This window comes from Brucella sp. LJL56 (assembly GCF_054871705.1).
The window spans coordinates 502,710-520,623 of the sequence record NZ_JBTXLQ010000002.1 but is presented as its reverse complement, the minus strand read 5'-3'; the positions used below and the strand labels follow the sequence as shown (position 1 = coordinate 520,623).

The window sequence follows — 17,914 nt, the reverse complement described above, 5'->3', positions numbered from 1 at the left end:
TTGTCATTTGATTATGTGAACGGCCTGGTTTATTTCGCGGCGTCGATGACTTTCTGGGCGTCTTCCAGCGAATATTCGACATTGGCGACGCCACCCTTCTGGGTGTTGGCGAGGTCCTTGTCGAGCGATTCCTGGCTGACGCTGAGGAACGGAACGACGAGTTCCTTCTTCACTTCCTTGCCGTCGAGAATCTGCTGTGCGACCCAGAAAGCCAGCGTGGACACGCCGGGCGCAATCGAAACCGACATGGTTTCATAGCCATTGGCGTCTTTTTGGCTCTTCCACCACTGCAGTTCGTCTTCACGGTTGCCCATGATGATTGTCGGCGTTTCGCGCTTGGCGGCAGCAAATGCCTGTGCCGCACCATAGCCGTCGCCACCTTGCGTCACGACAGCGTCGATTTTCGGCAGGCTCGGCAGGATACCGGCAACGGCGCGCTGCGCGACGTCTGCCGCCCAGTCACCGTTGACGGAACCGACGATCTTGAACTTCGGATTTTTCTTAACGCCTTCTTCGATACCGGCATGAATATTGTCATCGACTGAAACACCGGCGAGGCCGCGGATTTCAAGCAGATTGCCGCCATCGGGGAAGCGCTTTGCGAGATAGTCGATCTGGCCCTCGCCCATGGCCTTGAAATCGACCGCGATGCGCCACGCACAAGGCTCTGTGACGATACCGTCGAAGGAAACGACGGTGATGCCCGCATCGCAGGCTTCCTTGACAGCGCCGTTCAGAGCGGTTGGCGAAGCGGCGTTGATGACGATCGCGTCATAGCCCTGCAGGATCATGTTCTGGATCTGGGCGGCCTGTTCCGTCGCCTGGTTTTCGGCGGTCGTGAATGGATCAGCGGCAGCCACCACACCAGCTTTCACGGCTTCCTTGGTGATCTTGTCCCAGCTTTCCAGCATGGCCTGACGCCAGGAATTACCCGCATAGTTGTTCGAGAACGCTATCTTCTTCGATGAAGTGTCGGCGAGCGCGCTGCCTGCCGAAAGAACGCCTGCCAATGCCGCAGACGCAAAAAGGATTTTCCCAAGCTTCATTCTTTCCTCCCGGTTGCAAATATTCCGCCCCGCAGCGCCCCGGCGCTTCGGTTCGTTAAAATTGAATATGGTGCGAAGCCTCCCGCACCGCCGCTCCTCAACGGCACCAACCGCAATTGACTCGATTTCACTCTTGTCTAGCGGGCAATTTTCTGGTGAAGCGAGGATGAAAGAAGAGGAGCTTTCTGTGAAGGCCGAATGAAGCAACTGCGCTGCGGGTTCCCGCAGCAAAATTGCGGTTTCCCGCAAGACGCACCGAGGATGTCACGGCGTATTATAGAGCTTCATAAGCAGCAATTTGCGTTCTGGAGGAGAAACGCTTGGCCGAACTCGCGCCTCAAAGGTTGCTCGACCACTATCTGAATATTTCCAGATTGCTGGCCGGACAACTCGACTTCGATTCCATCATTCAGGCCGTGGCGGCAGAGATCACGCATATCCTGCCGTATGACCATCTGGACGTCTGCATCAAGATGCTCGATGGAAAATTCCACATTGCCTACGAGGCTGGCATCGCCACCGCCTGGAGCCGCAATCCGCCAGCGCTTCTGTCCGGCAGTCCTATCCGTACTCTGTTGTCGGGCGAGGCTGGTTACCTTCTGACCGATGACGCACGCGCGGATCCGCGCTTTCATTTCGAAGGTTCGTTTTCCAGTCCGATTATCGAACATGACCTGAAAGGGCGCCTGCATGTGCCTTTGAAGGCGCAGGGCGATATCATCGGCGCGTTGAGCTGTTCCAGTCTCACGCCCGCCTGCTACACCATGCGCGACGTGCAAAACGCCCAGTCGATTGCCGATCTGCTTGCGCCTTATTTCTACGCAATCCGCGCCGCAGAGCAGGCCAAGCGCTCCGCCATTGTGGAAACTGAAGCACGAGCCCGCGAGGAGGGCTTGCGTTTCGGCGCTTTGAAACTAACCGAGGCTCTTGAGACCGAACGCCACCGCATCGGCATGGATCTGCACGACCAGACACTGGCCGATCTCACCCGGCTTGCCCGGCATGTGGAACGGCTCACGCATGTGCCGGACCTTTCCGGTGAACAGCTTGAGCCGCTGTTTCGTGGTCTCCAGCATTGCATGCACGATCTCAGGCAAATCATTGAGGAAGCAAAACCTTCCATTCTCCAGCTTTTCGGTTTCGTGCAGGCAACAGAAAACCATCTTGACCGTTCGGTGCGTGACAGCGGGTCATCAATCGAATGGACATTGGATGACCGCAGCGACGGCATCGCTGATCGGCTGGAAGAAACGGTTGCAACCTCGCTGTTCCGCATTGTGCAAGAAGCCATCAACAACACGATCCGTCATGCCCATGCCAGCCAGTTGCTTGTGACGTTTCGCGATAAAGGCGGTCGTCTTCTCGTCGAAGTCGCGGATAATGGTATCGGCATGGACCGTCAGATGCAGCGTCCCGGTCCCGGTCACGGGATCGACAATATGCGCACGCGTGCGCGATTGATCTCTGCAAGTTTCGCTATCAGGAAGAACGGGGAAAGTGGCGGCACAAGTGTGACGATCCATCTCCCCGCGGAGATGTGCCGGGAGGTCGGAGGGTAAAATGCATGTTCTGATCGTGGAAGATGATCCACTGCATCGCGCCTATCTTGGCGAAGCCGTGCGGGCAGCGCTGCCTGAATGCAGTGACATCCTTGAAGCCGATAACGGATCGGCGGGCGAAAAACTGGCGCGTCAACATCGTGCGGCCCATATTGTCATGGACCTGCAGATGAACGGCCGCAACGGCATTGAGGCTGCGCGCACCATCTGGAAGGAAAATCCGGAAACCCGCATCCTGTTCTGGTCGAATTATGCCGATGAAGCCTATGTGCGCGGTGTGTCGCGCATCGTGCCGGAAGGCGCTGCCTATGGCTATGTGCTGAAATCGGCATCCGACGACAAGCTGCGGTTGGCATTGCGCAGCATCTTCGTGGAGGCGCAATGCGTGATCGACCGCGAGGTGCGCGGTCTGCAACAAAAGAGCCTTGGTCATGCCAGCGGTTTCAGCGAAAGCGAATATGAAATTCTGGTCGATATCGCACTGGGCCTGACGGATCGTGTCATCGCCCGTCGTCGCAATCTGTCGCTGAGAAGCGTTCAGAACAGATTGCAGCAACTCTATGAAAAGCTGGGCGTTTATCAGGAGAAGGGGGAGCCCGACGAGGGGCGCTTCAACCTCCGGGCTCGTGCCGTGACTGTTGCGCTTTTGCGCAAACTGCTGAACTACAGCGCGCTGGAACGCGCCGAAATCGAGCTCAACGACTGGATTACAGCTTCGGCCCGAAAATCGGATTCGATTTTCGGAAAGCACGATGCGTAGTTTCATTAGGTTAGAGCGTCCTTGTGCGCCCGAAAGGACGCCCGGCGCTAACCGACAGCCGCTTTCAGTCGGCGCTGCTTGAGATTGAGGCCGAGTTCCGCCGCACGGGCGATGACCGGTGCGAAGCGGCGGTGCTTCTTTTCCTCGTGATTGGAAGCAATGTCTGCGATGCGGTGCTTGAGAAACGGATTGAGAAACCGCTCCCGCACCGAAACCACATAGGCTTCCGCCTGTTCGCCAAGGCCATCCGCGGCAAATACGGGTAGGACTTCCTCACGCCAGACCGCTTCCAGTTCATTCCGGATCGTCTCGTCCTGCATGGCTTCCAGCACGATTTCGTCTTTCGGACGGCTACCCATCAGCCATTGTTCCGCGATGAATGTATGACCTAGATTGAGCAGATAGAGCTTCAGATGCTCGTAACGTGCAAGATCGTCGGTGACGACGATATCGTCGTGTTCGCAGGGGAGCGTCAGGCCATCGGCCTTCTCGATGGCCCAGAGCGCATAAGGCTCGGCGATAGCGCCGATTGGCTCTATGGGTTCGGAAACAATGCGGTCAACAAGGCTGTTGGCAAAGATGCACCGGGCTTCGAGCCATCGCACGAAACTGTCCGGCAATTTCCAGTCATGAGCCAGATCGATGAGGATCGAGCGCAGCTTGTCGCCATTGCGCGAGATCAGCTCACAGGGAAATACTGACAGTGATGCATCGGAATTACGCTGCCAGCGATGATGCAGGAGTACCAGAAGTTTGGCCGGAAAACTCTTCGGCAAGGCATCTGGGTTTGCCAGAAGCGAGCTGTCATCGGCCGGATCGAGCTCATAACCCTTGTCGCCAGTGTTGGAAAGAATCACATCGACGGTGGTGCCGAGAGCGAGAATCGCCGCCCAGTCGTCATGCGCGGAAAAGGCGGCGGTAACGCCCCTTGCCTGATGCACTTTCTCGGATGGCTTGCCGTCTATGAGGCCACGGATCTTCACCGGATAGCCGATATTCTCGTTCAAGGCCGCAATACGCTGACTGCTCTGCGGGTTTGAAGTCGTCTGCACGACGGCAATCGTTCCGATGGCTTTGCCGTTCGAAAGCGCCTCCGAAACAAAGAAATCGGCATGCGCCAACAGAAAGCGGCTGGTTCCGAACTGCAGTATCGCGGGCTTCTCGTGCATGACTTTCTCCCATAATTCAGTGGTTTTAACTACGCGATGCGGGTCAAATTGGTCAAGCCAGTAGGATTCTTTATCGAGAGATTGGTTCGGTTTCACATGCTGAAATGCGCGATTTGCCGCAATTCATCTGGTTTTCATGCATATTGCGCTTCTATCCGGTTGGAAATATGGTAAGGCCAATTCGAGGAGAGGCGAATTTGGGAGCACAATGAGCGACTTTACGGCAACCGCGGAACCCCGCAGGCTTTATCAGCAGATTGCAGACCGGGTGAGAAGCCTTATTCAGGATGGCCAGTTTCCTGCCGGTAGCAGGCTGCCGGCTGAACGCGAGCTGGCGCAGCAACTTGGCGTGTCGCGGCCTTCGCTACGCGAGGCGCTGATTGCGCTCGAAATCGCCGGTAATGTCGAAATCCGCATGGGTTCCGGCATCTACGTCACGGCAGAGTCGGAAAAGCGTTCGCTTTCGCAAGGAGGCTCCATCGGCGAGAGCCCGCTTGAAATCATGCAGGCGCGCGAACTGGTCGAAGGCAGCGTGGTTGTCACGGCCTGTGCACGCATGACGCCTGAAACATTGGTCGAATTACGGGCAACGATTGACGCCATGAAGGTGAATGTCGATGCCGGACGCAAGGCAATTGAGCTCGACAGGCAGTTTCATCTGCTCATTGTCGAGCAATCGGGAAATTCCGTGCTGGTGCGCATCGTGCGCGACCTTTTTGACGAGCGGCATAGTCCGCTGACGTCGCATATCAGGACGCGCTTCGAGGATAACGATACATGGGCTCTGGCTCTGGCCGAGCACGAAGCCATTTATGCGGCGCTGGAAGCGAGGGATCCGCTCCAGGCGCAGGCAGCCATGCGGACGCATCTGGATCGATCCAAGCAGCGTTGGATGGATAATGAACCCCGTGACTGAATAGCCGGGAACGATTTGGGAGTGAGGTCAGACACATGAATGAATCCGTTGCTACAGCCGTTGCGCCGGTTATTCTGTTGCATCCATCGGATGACGTTGCGGTTGCGCGCGTTTCGGTTCGCGCGGGCGATCCGATCGGCCTTGACGGGATCAAGGCCCGCGAACTGATCGGACGCGGGCACAAGGTTGCCATTCGCGATATTCCTGAAGGTCAGGAAGTCCTGAAATATGGTCAGGTGATCGGCATTGCGACGAAGGATATTGCGCAGGGCGAGCATGTACATCTGCAGAATCTCGCCATGCTGCCCTCCGAACACGAGCATCAATTTTCCATCGATATCGAAGAGCGCGGCATGCTGCCGGAGGCCGAACGCCGCCATTTCATGGGCTATGACCGGGGGGCGGGCGGTGTTGGCACGCGCAATTTCATCGGCGTGATTTCGTCGGTGAATTGCTCGGCCACGGTGTCGCGTTACATCGCCGATTATTTCAACCGAATGGGCGGTCTCGACGGTTTCGACAATGTTGATGGCGTCGTGGCGCTGACCCATGGCAGCGGTTGCGCGCTCAACACCAAGTCGGAAGGCTATCGCCTTTTGACCCGCACCATTCAGGGTTATGCCAAGCATCCGAATTTCGGCGGCATATTGCTGATCGGACTTGGTTGCGAAACCAATCAGATTGCGCCGATCCTCGAACATTACCGCATGGAGGAAGGCTCACGCCTGCGCACCATGACGATCCAGCAGCATGGCGGCACGCGCAAAACCATCGATCATGCGATTGCCGAGATCAAGGAAATGCTGCCGCTGGTCAATTCGGCGGTACGCACCAAACAGCCTCTGTCGAAGTTGAAAGTGGCGCTGGAATGCGGCGGGTCGGATGGATATTCCGGCATTTCGGCTAATCCGGCATTGGGCTATGCCTCGGACCTTATCGTGCGCAATGGCGGCACGACCGTTCTTTCGGAAACACCGGAAATCTACGGCGCTGAACATCTTCTGACACGCCGCGCGGTAACACCTGCGGTCGCCGAAAAGCTGTTGCAGCGCATCGACTGGTGGCGTGATTACACGGCGCGCAATGGCGACGAGCTCAACAACAATCCGTCGCATGGCAACAAGCTTGGCGGGCTGACCACCATTCTGGAAAAGTCGCTCGGCGCCGTTGCCAAGGGTGGCTCCATGCCGCTCAAGGCCGTCTATGAATTCGCTGAAACCGTGACTGAACCCGGCTTCGTGTTCATGGACACGCCGGGTTACGATCCCGTCGCGGTAACCGGACAGGTGGCTGGCGGCTGCAACGTGATTTGTTTCACGACCGGACGCGGCTCGGTTTCCGGCTTCAAGCCTTCGCCTTGCATCAAGATCGCCACGAATTCCGAAATGTACGAGCACATGAAGGAAGACATGGACATCAATTGTGGTGGTATCGTCACTGGCGATGAGACCATCGAGCAGTCCGGCACCCGCATTTTCGAACATATCATCGCGGTCGCATCCGGCGAGAAGACGTTGAGCGAAGTCTACGACTATGGCGACAACGAATTCGTGCCTTGGCAGGTCGGCGCCGTAACCTGATCCCCTTTCTCTAATGACGACTGACAGGAATAATTCGATGGTCAAAGCTCTGCGTATCGAGAGCGAAAACGTCACACGTTTTGCAGAAATCGACGAAACGCCGTTGCTGGCGGGCCACGTCCGTGTGCGGGTTCGGCATGTCGGTCTGTGTGGCAGTGATCTGAACACCTTCAAGGGGCTTAATCCACTGGTCCAGCTACCGCGTATTCCGGGGCATGAAATCGGCGGTGAGATTATCGAAGCAGGCGAGGGTGTTGATGCCGCCTACGCCAAGGGCAAGCGGGTTATCGTGCTGCCCTATACGAATTGCGGCGAGTGTTCGTCCTGTCGCAAAGGTCGGCTTAATGCGTGCCGTTATAACAAAACGCTTGGCGTCCAGCAAAACGGCGGCTTGGCTGACCAGATCGTGCTGCCTGCCGAAAAGCTGATCCTGAACGATACGCTGGCACCTCGTCATCTGGCGCTGGTCGAGCCGCTCTCGGTTGGCTTCCATGCTGTCGAGCGCGGACGCGTTCAGGCAGGCGATACGGTTGCTGTTCTGGGTTGCGGCATGATTGGCATGGGCGTTCTCATCGGCGCGCTTGCGCGCGGTGCGAAGGTTATCGCCATTGACCCAAGCGCTGAAAAGCGCGAACTGGCGCTGCAATTCGGAGCAACGCACGCTCTGCCGGGCGGTGAGGATGTTGTCGCGAAGGTCCAGGAACTGACCGATGACGACGGTGTGGACGTTGCTTTTGAAGCAGTCGGCCTGCCGATCACCTTCACGCAGGCTGTTGATCTGGCAGGCTTTGCGGGCCGGGTGGTTTATGTCGGTTATTCCAAGGCCCCCGTCACCTATCAGACGCAGTTCTTCAACTTGAAGGAACTCGACATCATGGGATCGCGCAATGCGACACTCACGGATTTCGAGGCCGTTATCGCGCATCTGGAAAAGCTTGGGGCGGATGCCGACAAGCTGATCTCGAAGGTATTTCCGTTCGATGAAGCTGAAGCGGCGCTTCCCTATTGGGACGGCGACCGCAACGTGTTGAAGATCATCATCGAGCACGACTGAAATCGAAGCAAATGTTCGGTGCCAGGAAGGATGGCATCGGACGCTAGTGGAGGAACCGGCCGCAAGGCCAATTGTTTAATGACCCCATATGGGAGGATACGAATGAAGAAACTCGTTACCGGCATGATCGCCGCCAGCATGTTGCTGGCAGGAAGCATGGCTGCATATGCTGCCAATGTGTCGATCAAGGTTGCCTATGAAAACAACCCCGGCGAGCCTTTCGATGAGGTAATGCATTACTGGAAAGATGATCTTGCCAAGCGCAGCAACGGCGAAATCACGCTCGAACTCTATCCAAGCTCTCAGCTCGGTTCTAAGAAGGACGTGACTGAACAGGCCATGATGGGCCTCAATGTCGTAACCATTTCCGATGTTGGCTTTCTGGCCGAATATGACCCGGACCTCGGTGTACTTTACGGTCCGTTCCTGACCGACGATCCGGCACAGCTCTTCAAGGTTTATGACGGTCCCTGGTTCAAGGAAAAGAGCGAGGAGCTGAAGAAGAAGGGCATTCACATCGTAATGCCGAACTATCTCTACGGCATTCGTCAGATCATTTCCAAGAAGCCGATCCGCACGCCGGAAGACCTCAAGGGAATGAAGATCCGCGTGCCGAACAACGTCATGCAGATCAAGACTTTCGAGGCCATGGGCGCAACCCCAACCCCGATGCCGCTGGGCGAAACTTTCCCGGCATTGGCGCAAGGCGTGATCGATGGCGTCGAGAACCCGATTTCGGTTCTTTACGGCCAAAAGTTCCAGGAAGAAGCCAAATATCTGAGCAAGGTCGGCTATCTGACCAACGTGGCGCTCATCGTCGGCGGCGAAGCCTTCTTCTCCACGCTGCCGGAAGATCAGCTCAAGATGATCCATGAGTCTGCCTATGATGCGGGCCTCTACAGCCAGAAGCTGACGATCGAAAAAGACAATGAAATGATCGAAAAGATGAAGGAAGCCGGTGTCGAGGTCATCGATGTCGACCGTGCTCCTTTCAAGGCGCTTGCTGAAAAGGTCTACACCCAGTTCCCGGAATGGTCGCCCGGTCTTTACGACAAGATCAAAGCCGAACTGAACTGATCCATCCTTATTCGGATATCACCATGTCGCGGCTTTGCCGCGGCATGGTTCGCTCATGGAATTCAATCCGATGAAACTGTTTGAAAAACTGATCGAATGGCTGGCTGCAGTGCCGCTGTTCATCCTGCTTGCGATGTTCAACATCGCCGTCGTCATGCGCTATTGGATGCATCAGCCATTGCAATGGACCGAGGAAATGGCCGGTCTGTTGATGATCTGGATCGTGATGCTCGGCAGTGTCGCCGCAGAACGCAGCAACCAGCATCTTGCCATACCGATGCTCGTGGATCTGCTTTCGGAAAAGGTTCGCGATGTCGTCAATGCGATCGTCGCCATCCTGTCGGGACTGTTCCTGCTTTACGTATCCTATGCCGGTTACAAGCTTTCGGTTGCCGCTCAGTTCAAAGTGACTGACGTGTTGCGGGTCTCCTATTACTGGATCGATATCGCCGTGCCCGTCGGCTTCGTCATTATCGCTCTTTATATGTTTGCAGGCGCATTCAAATCCTTGCGTGCCGCTTTTGCGGGAGGCAAGGCATGAACCTGACCACCATCGTTCTTTTGATGCTGGCACTGATCGCGCTCAATATGCGCCTTTATGTGGCCATTCTGATCGCGGTCTTCACCTATTTTACGTTCTTCAACCAGATGCCGATAGCGATTGCCGTGCAGCGCTTCATTAGCCCGGCACAGAATACGTCACTGCTTGCCATTCCGTTCTTCATCATGCTTGGCACGGTGATGTCGCATACCGGTATTGCAGAACGTCTCATCAAGGTTGCGGAAATTCTGGTCGGTCGTATGCGTGGCGGCATGGCGCTCACCAACATCATGGTTTCGACCCTGATGGGCGGCGTCAGCGCTTCCAACCTGGCCGACAGCGCCATGTTGACCCGCATGATGGTGCCGGAAATGGTCAAGCGTGGCTATGACAAGGCGTTTTCCTGCGCGGTAACGGCTGCAGGTTCGCTGATCACGCCGATCATTCCTCCAGGTATCGCGCTCATCATCTACGGTCTGATTGCGGATGTTTCCATCGGCAAGATGTTCATGGCCGGTGTGCTGCCGGGTATTCTGGGCGCCGTTATTTTGATGATTGCCGCCTATGCGACATCGGTCAAGCGCGGCTACAAGCCGAGCCGCGAAAAGCGGATGAGCGGTGCCGAGGTTGCTTCGACGCTTGCTTCGGCATGGCCTGCGGTTCTGTTGCTGTTCGCCATTATCGGCGGCATCCGCCTGAACATCTTCACGCCGACGGAAGCCGGTGCAGTTGCGGTTACGCTGGTTCTGATCATTGGTTTCGTGATCTACCGCGAAATGCGCGTGTCGCATGTGGTGGATTCGCTGATCGAAACGGCGAAATCGACCGCATCCGTCATGCTGGTTATCATGGCGTCGTCGGCACTTGCATGGGTGTTCTCGCTTGAACAGGCCGGTCAGTCGCTGATGCAGTTAATCTCGACATTCACCAGCAACCCTTATGCATTCCTGCTGGCAGTCAATGTGATCCTGCTGATCCTTGGCGCTTTGATCGAGGGTACAGCCCTGATGATCGTTCTGGTGCCGCTCCTGATGCCAACGGTAAAGGCTTTGGGCATCGATCCCGTGCATTTCGGTATCGTCGTGATTATCAACCTGTCGATTGGCACGCTGACGCCACCGGTTGGTACGGTTATGCTGATGGTTTGCAACATCGCCAAGGTGCGAGTGTCTGATTTCACCCGTCAGGCCTTCAGCATGTATATGGCGCTGTTTATCCTTTTGGCGCTGGTCACTTACGTGCCGATTATTTCAACCTATCTGGCTCACTAATCAGGAAAAGCGCGGGAACTTCCCGCGCTTTTTCGTTTGTTCACCATGGGTTTTCGACACGCGGCCAGATGGCGCGGCTGAGCTTGCGGTAATTTGTTGTGCGCGGATTGCTTGGATAGGAACTGGGTGCCGCGACATAGACGATCTCGGCAGCAATCGGCACGAAGCCTGCATGGAAATGATTGGTGGATTTGACTACCAACATATCCTTCTTCATCGGGTCGATGCCAATATTTGAAAAGATATCCGGCTCGAATGTCTGCGTCCGGTTGGTGTTGAGAATGATGTCGATCTCGGTGCCTTCAATTCGTACCACCGCCGAGGCTCCAAGCGTCACGCGGCTGGGACCGAAACTCTGCCAGCCTTCGGCAAGGGTTTTCATGACCGTTACACGCGCATCGATGGGCTCACCGCCAAGCGGGCCGGACTTGCCGCCGAAACGCAGGTCGATCACAGCACCTTCCCCCGCTGCATGACAGAATGTCACTGCGATGGGGTCCCAGATCGTGGCGACGCCGATATTATCTATACCGCGTTCGATCAGGCGGCGGAGGACGTAGGTTCCATCGCCCGCAACACCGCCGCCGGGATTGTCCCATATATCGGCGATCACCGCAGGCTTTGCAGGATTGGCCGCATGGGCAGCCAGTGCTTGGTCAATGCCCTGATCGGTGTCGAACATGGTCATCAATGTCTGTTCGCGCATGGCGATCAGTTCACGCCCGAGTTTTTCTGCAAGTGCTGCCCCCTTGACCGGATCGTTGTCGGTAACGACGAGGATACGGGTTCCCATTTCCGGCACATCGGCAGCCATGAAGCCATGAATGACGGAAATGGACAGGATACCATCCTTACCGTGCATTGCCTTGATACGGTCGACGAAGGAGCGCATCGGCTCCTTGCTTGTGGGAAACACACTGATCATATGACAGTCGAAAGTGGAAATGACCGGCTTGATGCGACCTTTCAGGGCATCCAGCGCAAGGTCAACCACATGCTCGCCGCGTTCGTAAAAATCCGTGTGAGGAAATTCGAGGAACGACGCGAAAATATTGAGGTTTTCGACACGCTTCGGCGTCAGATGGCTATGTGGATCGAATTCGCTGGCAACAAGAATATCCGGCCCGACAATGGCGCGCACGCGTTCCAGAAGATCGCCCTCGCAATCGTCATAGCCCTGCGCGACCATGGCGCCGTGCAGGCCAAGAATGACGGCATCAACGGGCATCGCCGCTTTAAGCTGATCGAGAATTTCGTCGCGCAGTTCCTCGAAAGTCTGCCGCTGCAACAGCCCGCCGGGTTCCGCCCAGGTGGCAGTGCCTTCGATGACGGTCAATCCTTCCGTTGCCGCGCGTTTGCGCAGTGCCACGATGGGCGACGAGCAAAGCGTGGGTGTTTCCGGATGCTTACCCGGTGCGGCATAGAAGGCCATTTCGAACGACGCCCTGTCGGTCGGAACCGGCGAGAACGTGTTGGTTTCTGTCGCAAGCGATGCGGTGAAAATGCGCATGGAAATACTCTGTACGGGGGACGTGGCGTGCTTATTTCTGCGGTGCGTAGGCGATGGCCTCGACTTCGATCTTGATGTCGATCATCAGGCGGGATTCGACGGTGGTGCGCGCTGGAGGCTCTTTTGGAAAATAGCTGCCGTAAACGGCGTTCATTCGCCCGAAATCCCGCGCGTCTTCCAGCCAGATGGTTGTTTTGACCACGTCTTCCATTGTGGCACCTGCAAGTGCCAGTGCGGCCTTGACGTTCTCGAGCGCCTGTCTTGTCTGCGCTTCAATGCCGCCCTCAACGATCTGGCCGTTTGGTCCGACTGGCACCTGACCCGAAATATAGACTGTGTCGCCTGCGCGAACGGCGGGGGAAAGTGGCACATGCGATGCGCCGAAGACCTGTTTTCTGGACATGGTTTTCTCCAATTATTTGACAGCTCCAAGAGCCAGTCCCTTGATGAGATAACGCTGGAGCCAGATGAAAAGGATGGCGACCGGCAGCGTGGCAAGAAAGGTTGCCGCCATGACATAATGCCATTCGACCGTGTAGCGCCCGGCCACCAGCGAGAAGACCTGAATGGGCAGGGTGTAGCTCTCCTGCCTGCGTAGCATGGTCAGCGCCACGACGAATTCGTTCCATGCATTGATGAAGGTGAAGATTGCCGTGACAGCAATGGCAGGCAGGCAAAGCGGCAGGAACACTTTTATCAGCGTCTTGCCGCGTCCGGCGCCTTCCATCCACGAGGCTTCTTCCAGATCACGCGGTATGGTGTCGAAATAGCTTTGCAGCATCCAAACGGTGAAGGCGATGTTGAAAGCCATATAGACCGCTCCGACTGCGGAGACGCTTTCAATCAGCCCATAGGCGGCGAGCAGTCGGAAAAGGCCGAGCACCAGAACGATGGGCGAGATCATCTGCGAAATGAGCAGGAATTGCCGGAATGCACCGTGGCCAGCAAAGCGGAAGCGGGACATGGCATAGGCGGCAGGAATGGAGACGATGATGGCACCGACGGAAGCAATGACCGAAACGTAAAGCGAGTTCAGAAGTGCTTGCCCGAATTTGGTCTGAACCCACATTTCCGAAAAATTCTGCCAGCGGGAGGTGCTTGGCCACCACGTTGGAGAGAGGACTTCCTGCGGCGGTTTGACGGCGGTAAGAAACATCACCGCAAAGGGAAACAGTGTCAGCACGATGAGCGGGGACAGAATGGCCCAGGCAATGATCGTGCGTTTCAGCTTTGAGCTTGTCATGCGCGTTCTCCCCGCATCGCAAGGCGGATATAGATCGCCGTGAAGATGAGGAGGATCGCCAGCATGATGAGCGATACTGCGGAGGCTTCCCCCAGCTTTCCGAGCCGGAAGGCGAGCTTGTAGAGATGTGTCACCAGAATATCGGTGGAGTTCGCTGGTCCGCCTTGCGTCATGACCCAGATGATCGGGAAAGAATTGAAGACATAGATCGTGTTGAGCACGATAGCGATGTTCACGAAGGGCTTGAGCAGCGGAAATGTGATCTCGCGAAACTGCTGCCACAGGCTGGCGCCTTCAAGCGATGAAGCTTCATAGAGATCCTCCGGGATGGATGACAATCCGCCGAGAAAGATCGTGGTCGTGAAGGGCACGGTGACCAGAATTCCGACCAGTATCTGCATGGGAAAGGCGGTAGCCGCACTCGCCAGCCATTGAATATTGCTGTCGATGATACCGAGATTGCGCAGTGCGGAATTGAGCATTCCGCTTTCGCCATTGAGCGCCCAGCGCCAGACAATGGCTGTCATGGTGAGCGAAACCGCCCAGGGCAGCATGACGATGACGCGCGCCACCGAACGGCCATAGAAATCCATGTTTAGAATGATGGCGACTGGAATGGAGACGATAAGTGCCCCGCCAACCACAGCGACGGTCCAGCCTGCGGTGCGCCAGAGTGCATTGAGGAAGTCAGGTGTTGCGAAAAGCGCGGTAAAGTTCGCGCCGTCATTGAAATCGCGTAGCTGCCCGAAGCGGTTCACGTCATGGCTGGCAATTTCAACGAGATGCACCACTGGCCAGAAGATCACGACCGCAGCCAGAAGCAGGCTCGGCAGGATCAGGAGATAGGGCAGGGTGCGGCTTTGCATCGGCAATCAATATCCCGGAAAAGAAAAGGGCCCGACGGCGCGAGGGCACCGCCGGGCAGGCGGGGAGTGTTATTTTTTCAGGATCGCATCCGCCTTGGCGGCGGCTTCCTTCAGCACGGCATCAGGTTCCCCCTTGCCGAGATAAATGCTCTGCATGGCATTGGACGTGATGTCTGCAATTTCTTCCCAGCCCGGAATGATCGGCGCGAAGCGGGCATCCGGCAGTAGCGCAGTGAAGGCGGCGAGATCGGCATTATTGACGTAGTAGTCCATCTTCGCCTCTTCCTTGTTGACCGGAAGGAAACCTTCGCCCTGCGTGAACTTGGCACGCCATTCGGTCTGGAACAGGAAGTCGAGCACCTTCCAGGCTTCCTCCTTGTTCTTGGAATTCTGGAACATGATGACGGAATCGGTCACGCCATAGGTGCCGCGCGCGCCGGTAGGCCCTGCAGGAATCGCTGCGACACCATATTTGAGGTTCGGCGCTTCTTCCTTGATCTGGTTGGAAAGGAACGGCGCGGTAATCATCATGCCGACCTTGCCTTGTTTGAACAGGTTCTGAACGTCCTCGCGTGCATAGGAGGTGACGCCGGGCTGGGTCAGGCCGTCGTCGATCAGCGACTTGTAAAGTTTCGCGGCTTCGAGCGCGCCGGGTGTGCTGAGGCCGGAGGTGCCGTCCTTGTTGAGGATTTCTGTCCCATAGGACCACATGCCGTAATAGTAATAAACGTCGGTCTCGATTTCCTTGCCCTGCAGGCCGAAACCGTAATTCTCTCCGCCGAGCGCCTTGATCTTGGTGGCGGCGGCTCTCAGTTCGTCCCAGGTTGCGGGCGGATTTTCAACGCCTGCCTTGGCCAGCAAATCCTTGTTGTAATACATGGCGCGGGCAGAGGCCGCGATCGGCAGGCCGTAGGTCTTGCCTTCAAGAACGGACGGTGACAGGAAAGTCTCAATGAAGCGGCCCTTGAATGCGTCGTCCATGTAGCCGTCGAGCGGTTCGGCGATGCCCTGCTGCACGAAATCGATCAGCCAGCGTGTACCGATGATCGAAAGGTCGGCATTGGTGCCTGCTGAAATGTCGGTGGTCAGTTTCTGCAGAAGCACATCCCACGGAACCACTTCGAAATTGAGTGTAATGCCGGGATTGGCAGCCTCAAACGCTTTCTTGACCTCTTCGAAATAGGGGCCGGTCTTGGAGCTGTACTCCGCCACGGTCATGCGTACTTCGCCAGCATTTGCAACCGACGACAGCGCTAGAATGCTCAATCCGGCCAGCAGGCCAGCGTTCCATTTGTTGATAGGCATCTTCCCGTTCCCTTTGTTTAGCCCCGCATTGGTGCGATGACGATCTATTTTTGTTATTTTCTTACATTATCGGCTTGATTGGTACTTTCAAGCGAAAAGTTTTGTTGCAAACTTACATTTTGACTTTTACGCTGATGGGAATAAACAGGTGCAGAAAGCTGCCGCATAAAAGGGGAATAGCGTGGAGCAAGCAGGCGAATTTGCCGGAAAGTCGGTGCTGGTTACCGGGGCCGGTGGCGGTGTTGGAAGCGCGCTGGTCAAACTTTTCTCTGAGCGCAGCGCCCGCGTGATCGGTTGCGATACGACACTGGAGGCAATGACCGGCGATGGTTTCCATGCGCGTCATGCTTTCGATCTACTGGACCGTGAGGGACTGGAGCTGGCCGCAAATCGGATCATAGCGGAATCGGGCCTGCCCGATATTGTAATCAACAATGCGGGTTGGACCCGTGCCGAGACCTTCAATGGGCTGGATCAGGGCAATATCGACGCTGAGATCGACCTCAACCTGACTGCGGTTGCCGGATTTTCCAATGTCATGGCACAGGCCATGGCGGCGCGCGGACACGGCGTTTTTGTCTTCATTTCCTCGGTCAACGGGCTCCTGCATTTCGGAAACCCGGCTTATGCGGCGGCTAAAGCCGGAATCAATGCCTTTGCGCGCGGTATTGCGGTTGAATTCGGAAGGAAGGGTGTGCGCGCCAACGCCGTCTGTCCGGGGTCGATCAGAACGCCTGCGTGGGACCATCGTATCGCGCAGGACGCAAGCGTGCTGGACCGCCTGCAGCGCTTCTATCCGCTGGGGCGTATCGTTGATACACGTGAGGTGGCGGAAACAGTAGCATTTCTGGCCTCTGATCGCGCATCGGGGATTACCGGCGCGATCCTTCCCGTCGATGCCGGGCTGACTGCGGGCAATCTCCGCTTCTTCGATGATATTCTCGGAGGGAACTGAGCCGATGAAAGAGGTTTCGCTGCGCGGTATCACCAAGACCTTCGGACAATTGACGGTCTTAGACCGAGTTGACCTCGATATTCAAAGCGGGGAGTTTCTGGTGTTGGTTGGTCCCTCCGGCTGCGGAAAATCCACGCTTCTGCGGATGGTGGCCGGGCTTGAGCCTATTTCCGGTGGCGACCTTTTGATCGGTGGAGAACGGGCCAATGAGCTGCCGCCACAAAAGCGCAATATCGCGATGGTGTTTCAATCCTATGCACTGTTTCCGCATATGACAGCGCGGGAAAATATCGGTTTTGGTCCGCGCATTCGCGGTGAGAAATCGGAAGAAACAGCCGCAAAGGTGGACAAGGCGGCTTCCATCCTCAATCTCCATTCCTATCTTGACCGCTATCCGCGCCAGCTTTCCGGCGGACAGCGCCAGCGCGTTGCCATGGGGCGCGCCATTGTACGCGAACCGTCGGTGTTTCTGTTCGATGAGCCGCTTTCCAATCTCGACGCCCAGTTGCGCGTGCAGATGCGCACCGAGATCAAGGCGCTGCATCAGAGGCTGAAATCGACGGTGATCTATGTCACTCATGACCAGATCGAGGCCATGACCATGGCAGACAGGATCGTGGTTATGAATCAGGGCAAGATTCAACAGATCGGCGCACCGTTGGACCTTTATGACCGCCCCGCCAATAAGTTTGTTGCAAGCTTTATCGGTTCACCGTCGATGAGCTTCATTCCCGGAACTGTGTCGGGAGGAATATTCCGCACAGGTGAAGGCGAAGAGATCGCCGTTTCAGCGGGGCCGTCAAATGCCCGGCAGGCGGAAGCGGGCATTCGGCCGGAAAACTTCACGGTCGCGCCCACGGGCAAGGGGCTGACGCTCACTGTGGAGGTGATCGAGCCGACAGGTCCCGAAACGCATATTTATGGCCGGATCGCAGGACAGCCCATACGAGCTGTGTTTCGCGAGCGCATACGTCTTGCGCCGGGCGAGCAAGTGCCTGTAACTGCAAAGAGCGAACACTTACACCTTTTCGACAAGGATAGCGGTCTCCCGCTTTGAACTTC

The 17,914-nt window shown here is 56.4% G+C and carries 17 protein-coding genes; 10 read left to right on the top strand and 7 right to left on the bottom strand.

The genetic code is table 11. The annotated features are described in order from the left end of the window. Positions 1-29: 29 nt before the first annotated feature. Complete coding sequence (locus ACYSN1_RS10980; protein ID WP_461725693.1) at positions 30-1,046, bottom strand: substrate-binding domain-containing protein; 1,017 nt, start codon at positions 1,044-1,046, stop codon at positions 30-32. A 320-nt stretch (positions 1,047-1,366) separates the two neighbouring features. On the opposite strand from ACYSN1_RS10980, the gene ACYSN1_RS10975 reads away from it, so the two are divergent. Together ACYSN1_RS10975 and ACYSN1_RS10970 are read left to right on the top strand one after the other, a co-directional pair. Next, positions 1,367-2,605 carry a GAF domain-containing sensor histidine kinase gene (locus ACYSN1_RS10975; protein ID WP_461725692.1) on the top strand — a complete coding sequence of 413 codons (1,239 nt, stop codon included), beginning with the start codon at positions 1,367-1,369 and terminating at the stop codon, positions 2,603-2,605. A 1-nt stretch (position 2,606) separates the two neighbouring features. Beyond that, a complete protein-coding gene (locus ACYSN1_RS10970) occupies positions 2,607-3,365 on the top strand; it encodes a response regulator transcription factor (RefSeq protein ID WP_105544048.1) in 759 nt (252 codons plus the stop codon). Between the two features lie 47 nt (positions 3,366-3,412). Here the strand turns inward: ACYSN1_RS10970 and ACYSN1_RS10965 are convergent, their stop codons facing one another. Beyond that, on the bottom strand, positions 3,413-4,534 hold the full coding sequence (locus ACYSN1_RS10965; RefSeq protein ID WP_461725691.1) for a mannitol dehydrogenase family protein: 1,122 nt from the start codon (positions 4,532-4,534) through the stop codon (positions 3,413-3,415). 208 nt (positions 4,535-4,742) lie between these two features. Between ACYSN1_RS10965 and ACYSN1_RS10960 the strand changes: the two genes are divergently transcribed. The 6 genes from ACYSN1_RS10960 (at position 4,743) to ACYSN1_RS10935 (ending at position 10,973) form a co-directional block, all read left to right on the top strand. Further along, on the top strand, positions 4,743-5,450 hold the full coding sequence (locus ACYSN1_RS10960) for a FadR/GntR family transcriptional regulator (RefSeq protein ID WP_461725690.1): 708 nt from the start codon (positions 4,743-4,745) through the stop codon (positions 5,448-5,450). Positions 5,451-5,485: 35 nt separating this feature from the next. Continuing rightward, positions 5,486-7,030: a UxaA family hydrolase gene (locus tag ACYSN1_RS10955; RefSeq protein ID WP_461725689.1), complete on the top strand. Its 1,545-nt coding sequence runs from the start codon at positions 5,486-5,488 to the stop codon at positions 7,028-7,030. 37 nt (positions 7,031-7,067) lie between these two features. After that, the gene (locus ACYSN1_RS10950) at positions 7,068-8,084 is read left to right on the top strand and encodes a zinc-binding alcohol dehydrogenase family protein (protein WP_461725688.1); all 1,017 of its coding nucleotides are present in this window, start codon (positions 7,068-7,070) and stop codon (positions 8,082-8,084) included. A gap of 102 nt (positions 8,085-8,186) precedes the next feature. Beyond that, complete coding sequence (locus ACYSN1_RS10945) at positions 8,187-9,161, top strand: C4-dicarboxylate TRAP transporter substrate-binding protein (protein ID WP_006471979.1); 975 nt, start codon at positions 8,187-8,189, stop codon at positions 9,159-9,161. 70 nt (positions 9,162-9,231) lie between these two features. After that, positions 9,232-9,702, top strand: a complete 471-nt coding sequence (locus ACYSN1_RS10940; RefSeq protein ID WP_461725687.1) for a TRAP transporter small permease — start codon at positions 9,232-9,234, stop codon at positions 9,700-9,702. Then, the gene (locus ACYSN1_RS10935; protein ID WP_461725686.1) at positions 9,699-10,973 is read left to right on the top strand and encodes a TRAP transporter large permease; all 1,275 of its coding nucleotides are present in this window, start codon (positions 9,699-9,701) and stop codon (positions 10,971-10,973) included. Before ACYSN1_RS10940 ends, ACYSN1_RS10935 begins: the two co-directional genes overlap by 4 nt. A 40-nt stretch (positions 10,974-11,013) precedes the next feature. On the opposite strand, the gene ACYSN1_RS10930 is transcribed toward ACYSN1_RS10935, so the two are convergent. The 5 genes from ACYSN1_RS10930 to ACYSN1_RS10910 form a co-directional block, all read right to left on the bottom strand. Continuing rightward, positions 11,014-12,483 (bottom strand): M81 family metallopeptidase, encoded by a 1,470-nt coding sequence (locus ACYSN1_RS10930; RefSeq protein WP_461725685.1) that lies wholly within the window; start codon positions 12,481-12,483, stop codon positions 11,014-11,016. A 31-nt stretch (positions 12,484-12,514) separates the two neighbouring features. Beyond that, positions 12,515-12,886, bottom strand: a complete 372-nt coding sequence (locus tag ACYSN1_RS10925) for a RidA family protein (protein ID WP_109986386.1) — start codon at positions 12,884-12,886, stop codon at positions 12,515-12,517. Positions 12,887-12,898: 12 nt separating this feature from the next. Then, the gene (locus ACYSN1_RS10920) at positions 12,899-13,726 is read right to left on the bottom strand and encodes a carbohydrate ABC transporter permease (protein ID WP_461725684.1); all 828 of its coding nucleotides are present in this window, start codon (positions 13,724-13,726) and stop codon (positions 12,899-12,901) included. Continuing rightward, positions 13,723-14,592 (bottom strand): carbohydrate ABC transporter permease, encoded by an 870-nt coding sequence (locus ACYSN1_RS10915; RefSeq protein WP_461725683.1) that lies wholly within the window; start codon positions 14,590-14,592, stop codon positions 13,723-13,725. The genes ACYSN1_RS10920 and ACYSN1_RS10915 overlap by 4 nt, the downstream gene beginning before the upstream one ends. A gap of 69 nt (positions 14,593-14,661) precedes the next feature. Beyond that, positions 14,662-15,897 carry an ABC transporter substrate-binding protein gene (locus tag ACYSN1_RS10910; RefSeq protein ID WP_461725682.1) on the bottom strand — a complete coding sequence of 412 codons (1,236 nt, stop codon included), beginning with the start codon at positions 15,895-15,897 and terminating at the stop codon, positions 14,662-14,664. A 181-nt stretch (positions 15,898-16,078) separates the two neighbouring features. Between ACYSN1_RS10910 and ACYSN1_RS10905 the strand changes: the two genes are divergently transcribed. Both ACYSN1_RS10905 and ACYSN1_RS10900 read left to right on the top strand, forming a co-directional pair. Further along, complete coding sequence (locus tag ACYSN1_RS10905; protein ID WP_461725681.1) at positions 16,079-16,852, top strand: SDR family oxidoreductase; 774 nt, start codon at positions 16,079-16,081, stop codon at positions 16,850-16,852. 4 nt (positions 16,853-16,856) lie between these two features. Beyond that, positions 16,857-17,909, top strand: a complete 1,053-nt coding sequence (locus tag ACYSN1_RS10900; RefSeq protein ID WP_461725680.1) for an ABC transporter ATP-binding protein — start codon at positions 16,857-16,859, stop codon at positions 17,907-17,909. Positions 17,910-17,914 lie beyond the last annotated feature (5 nt).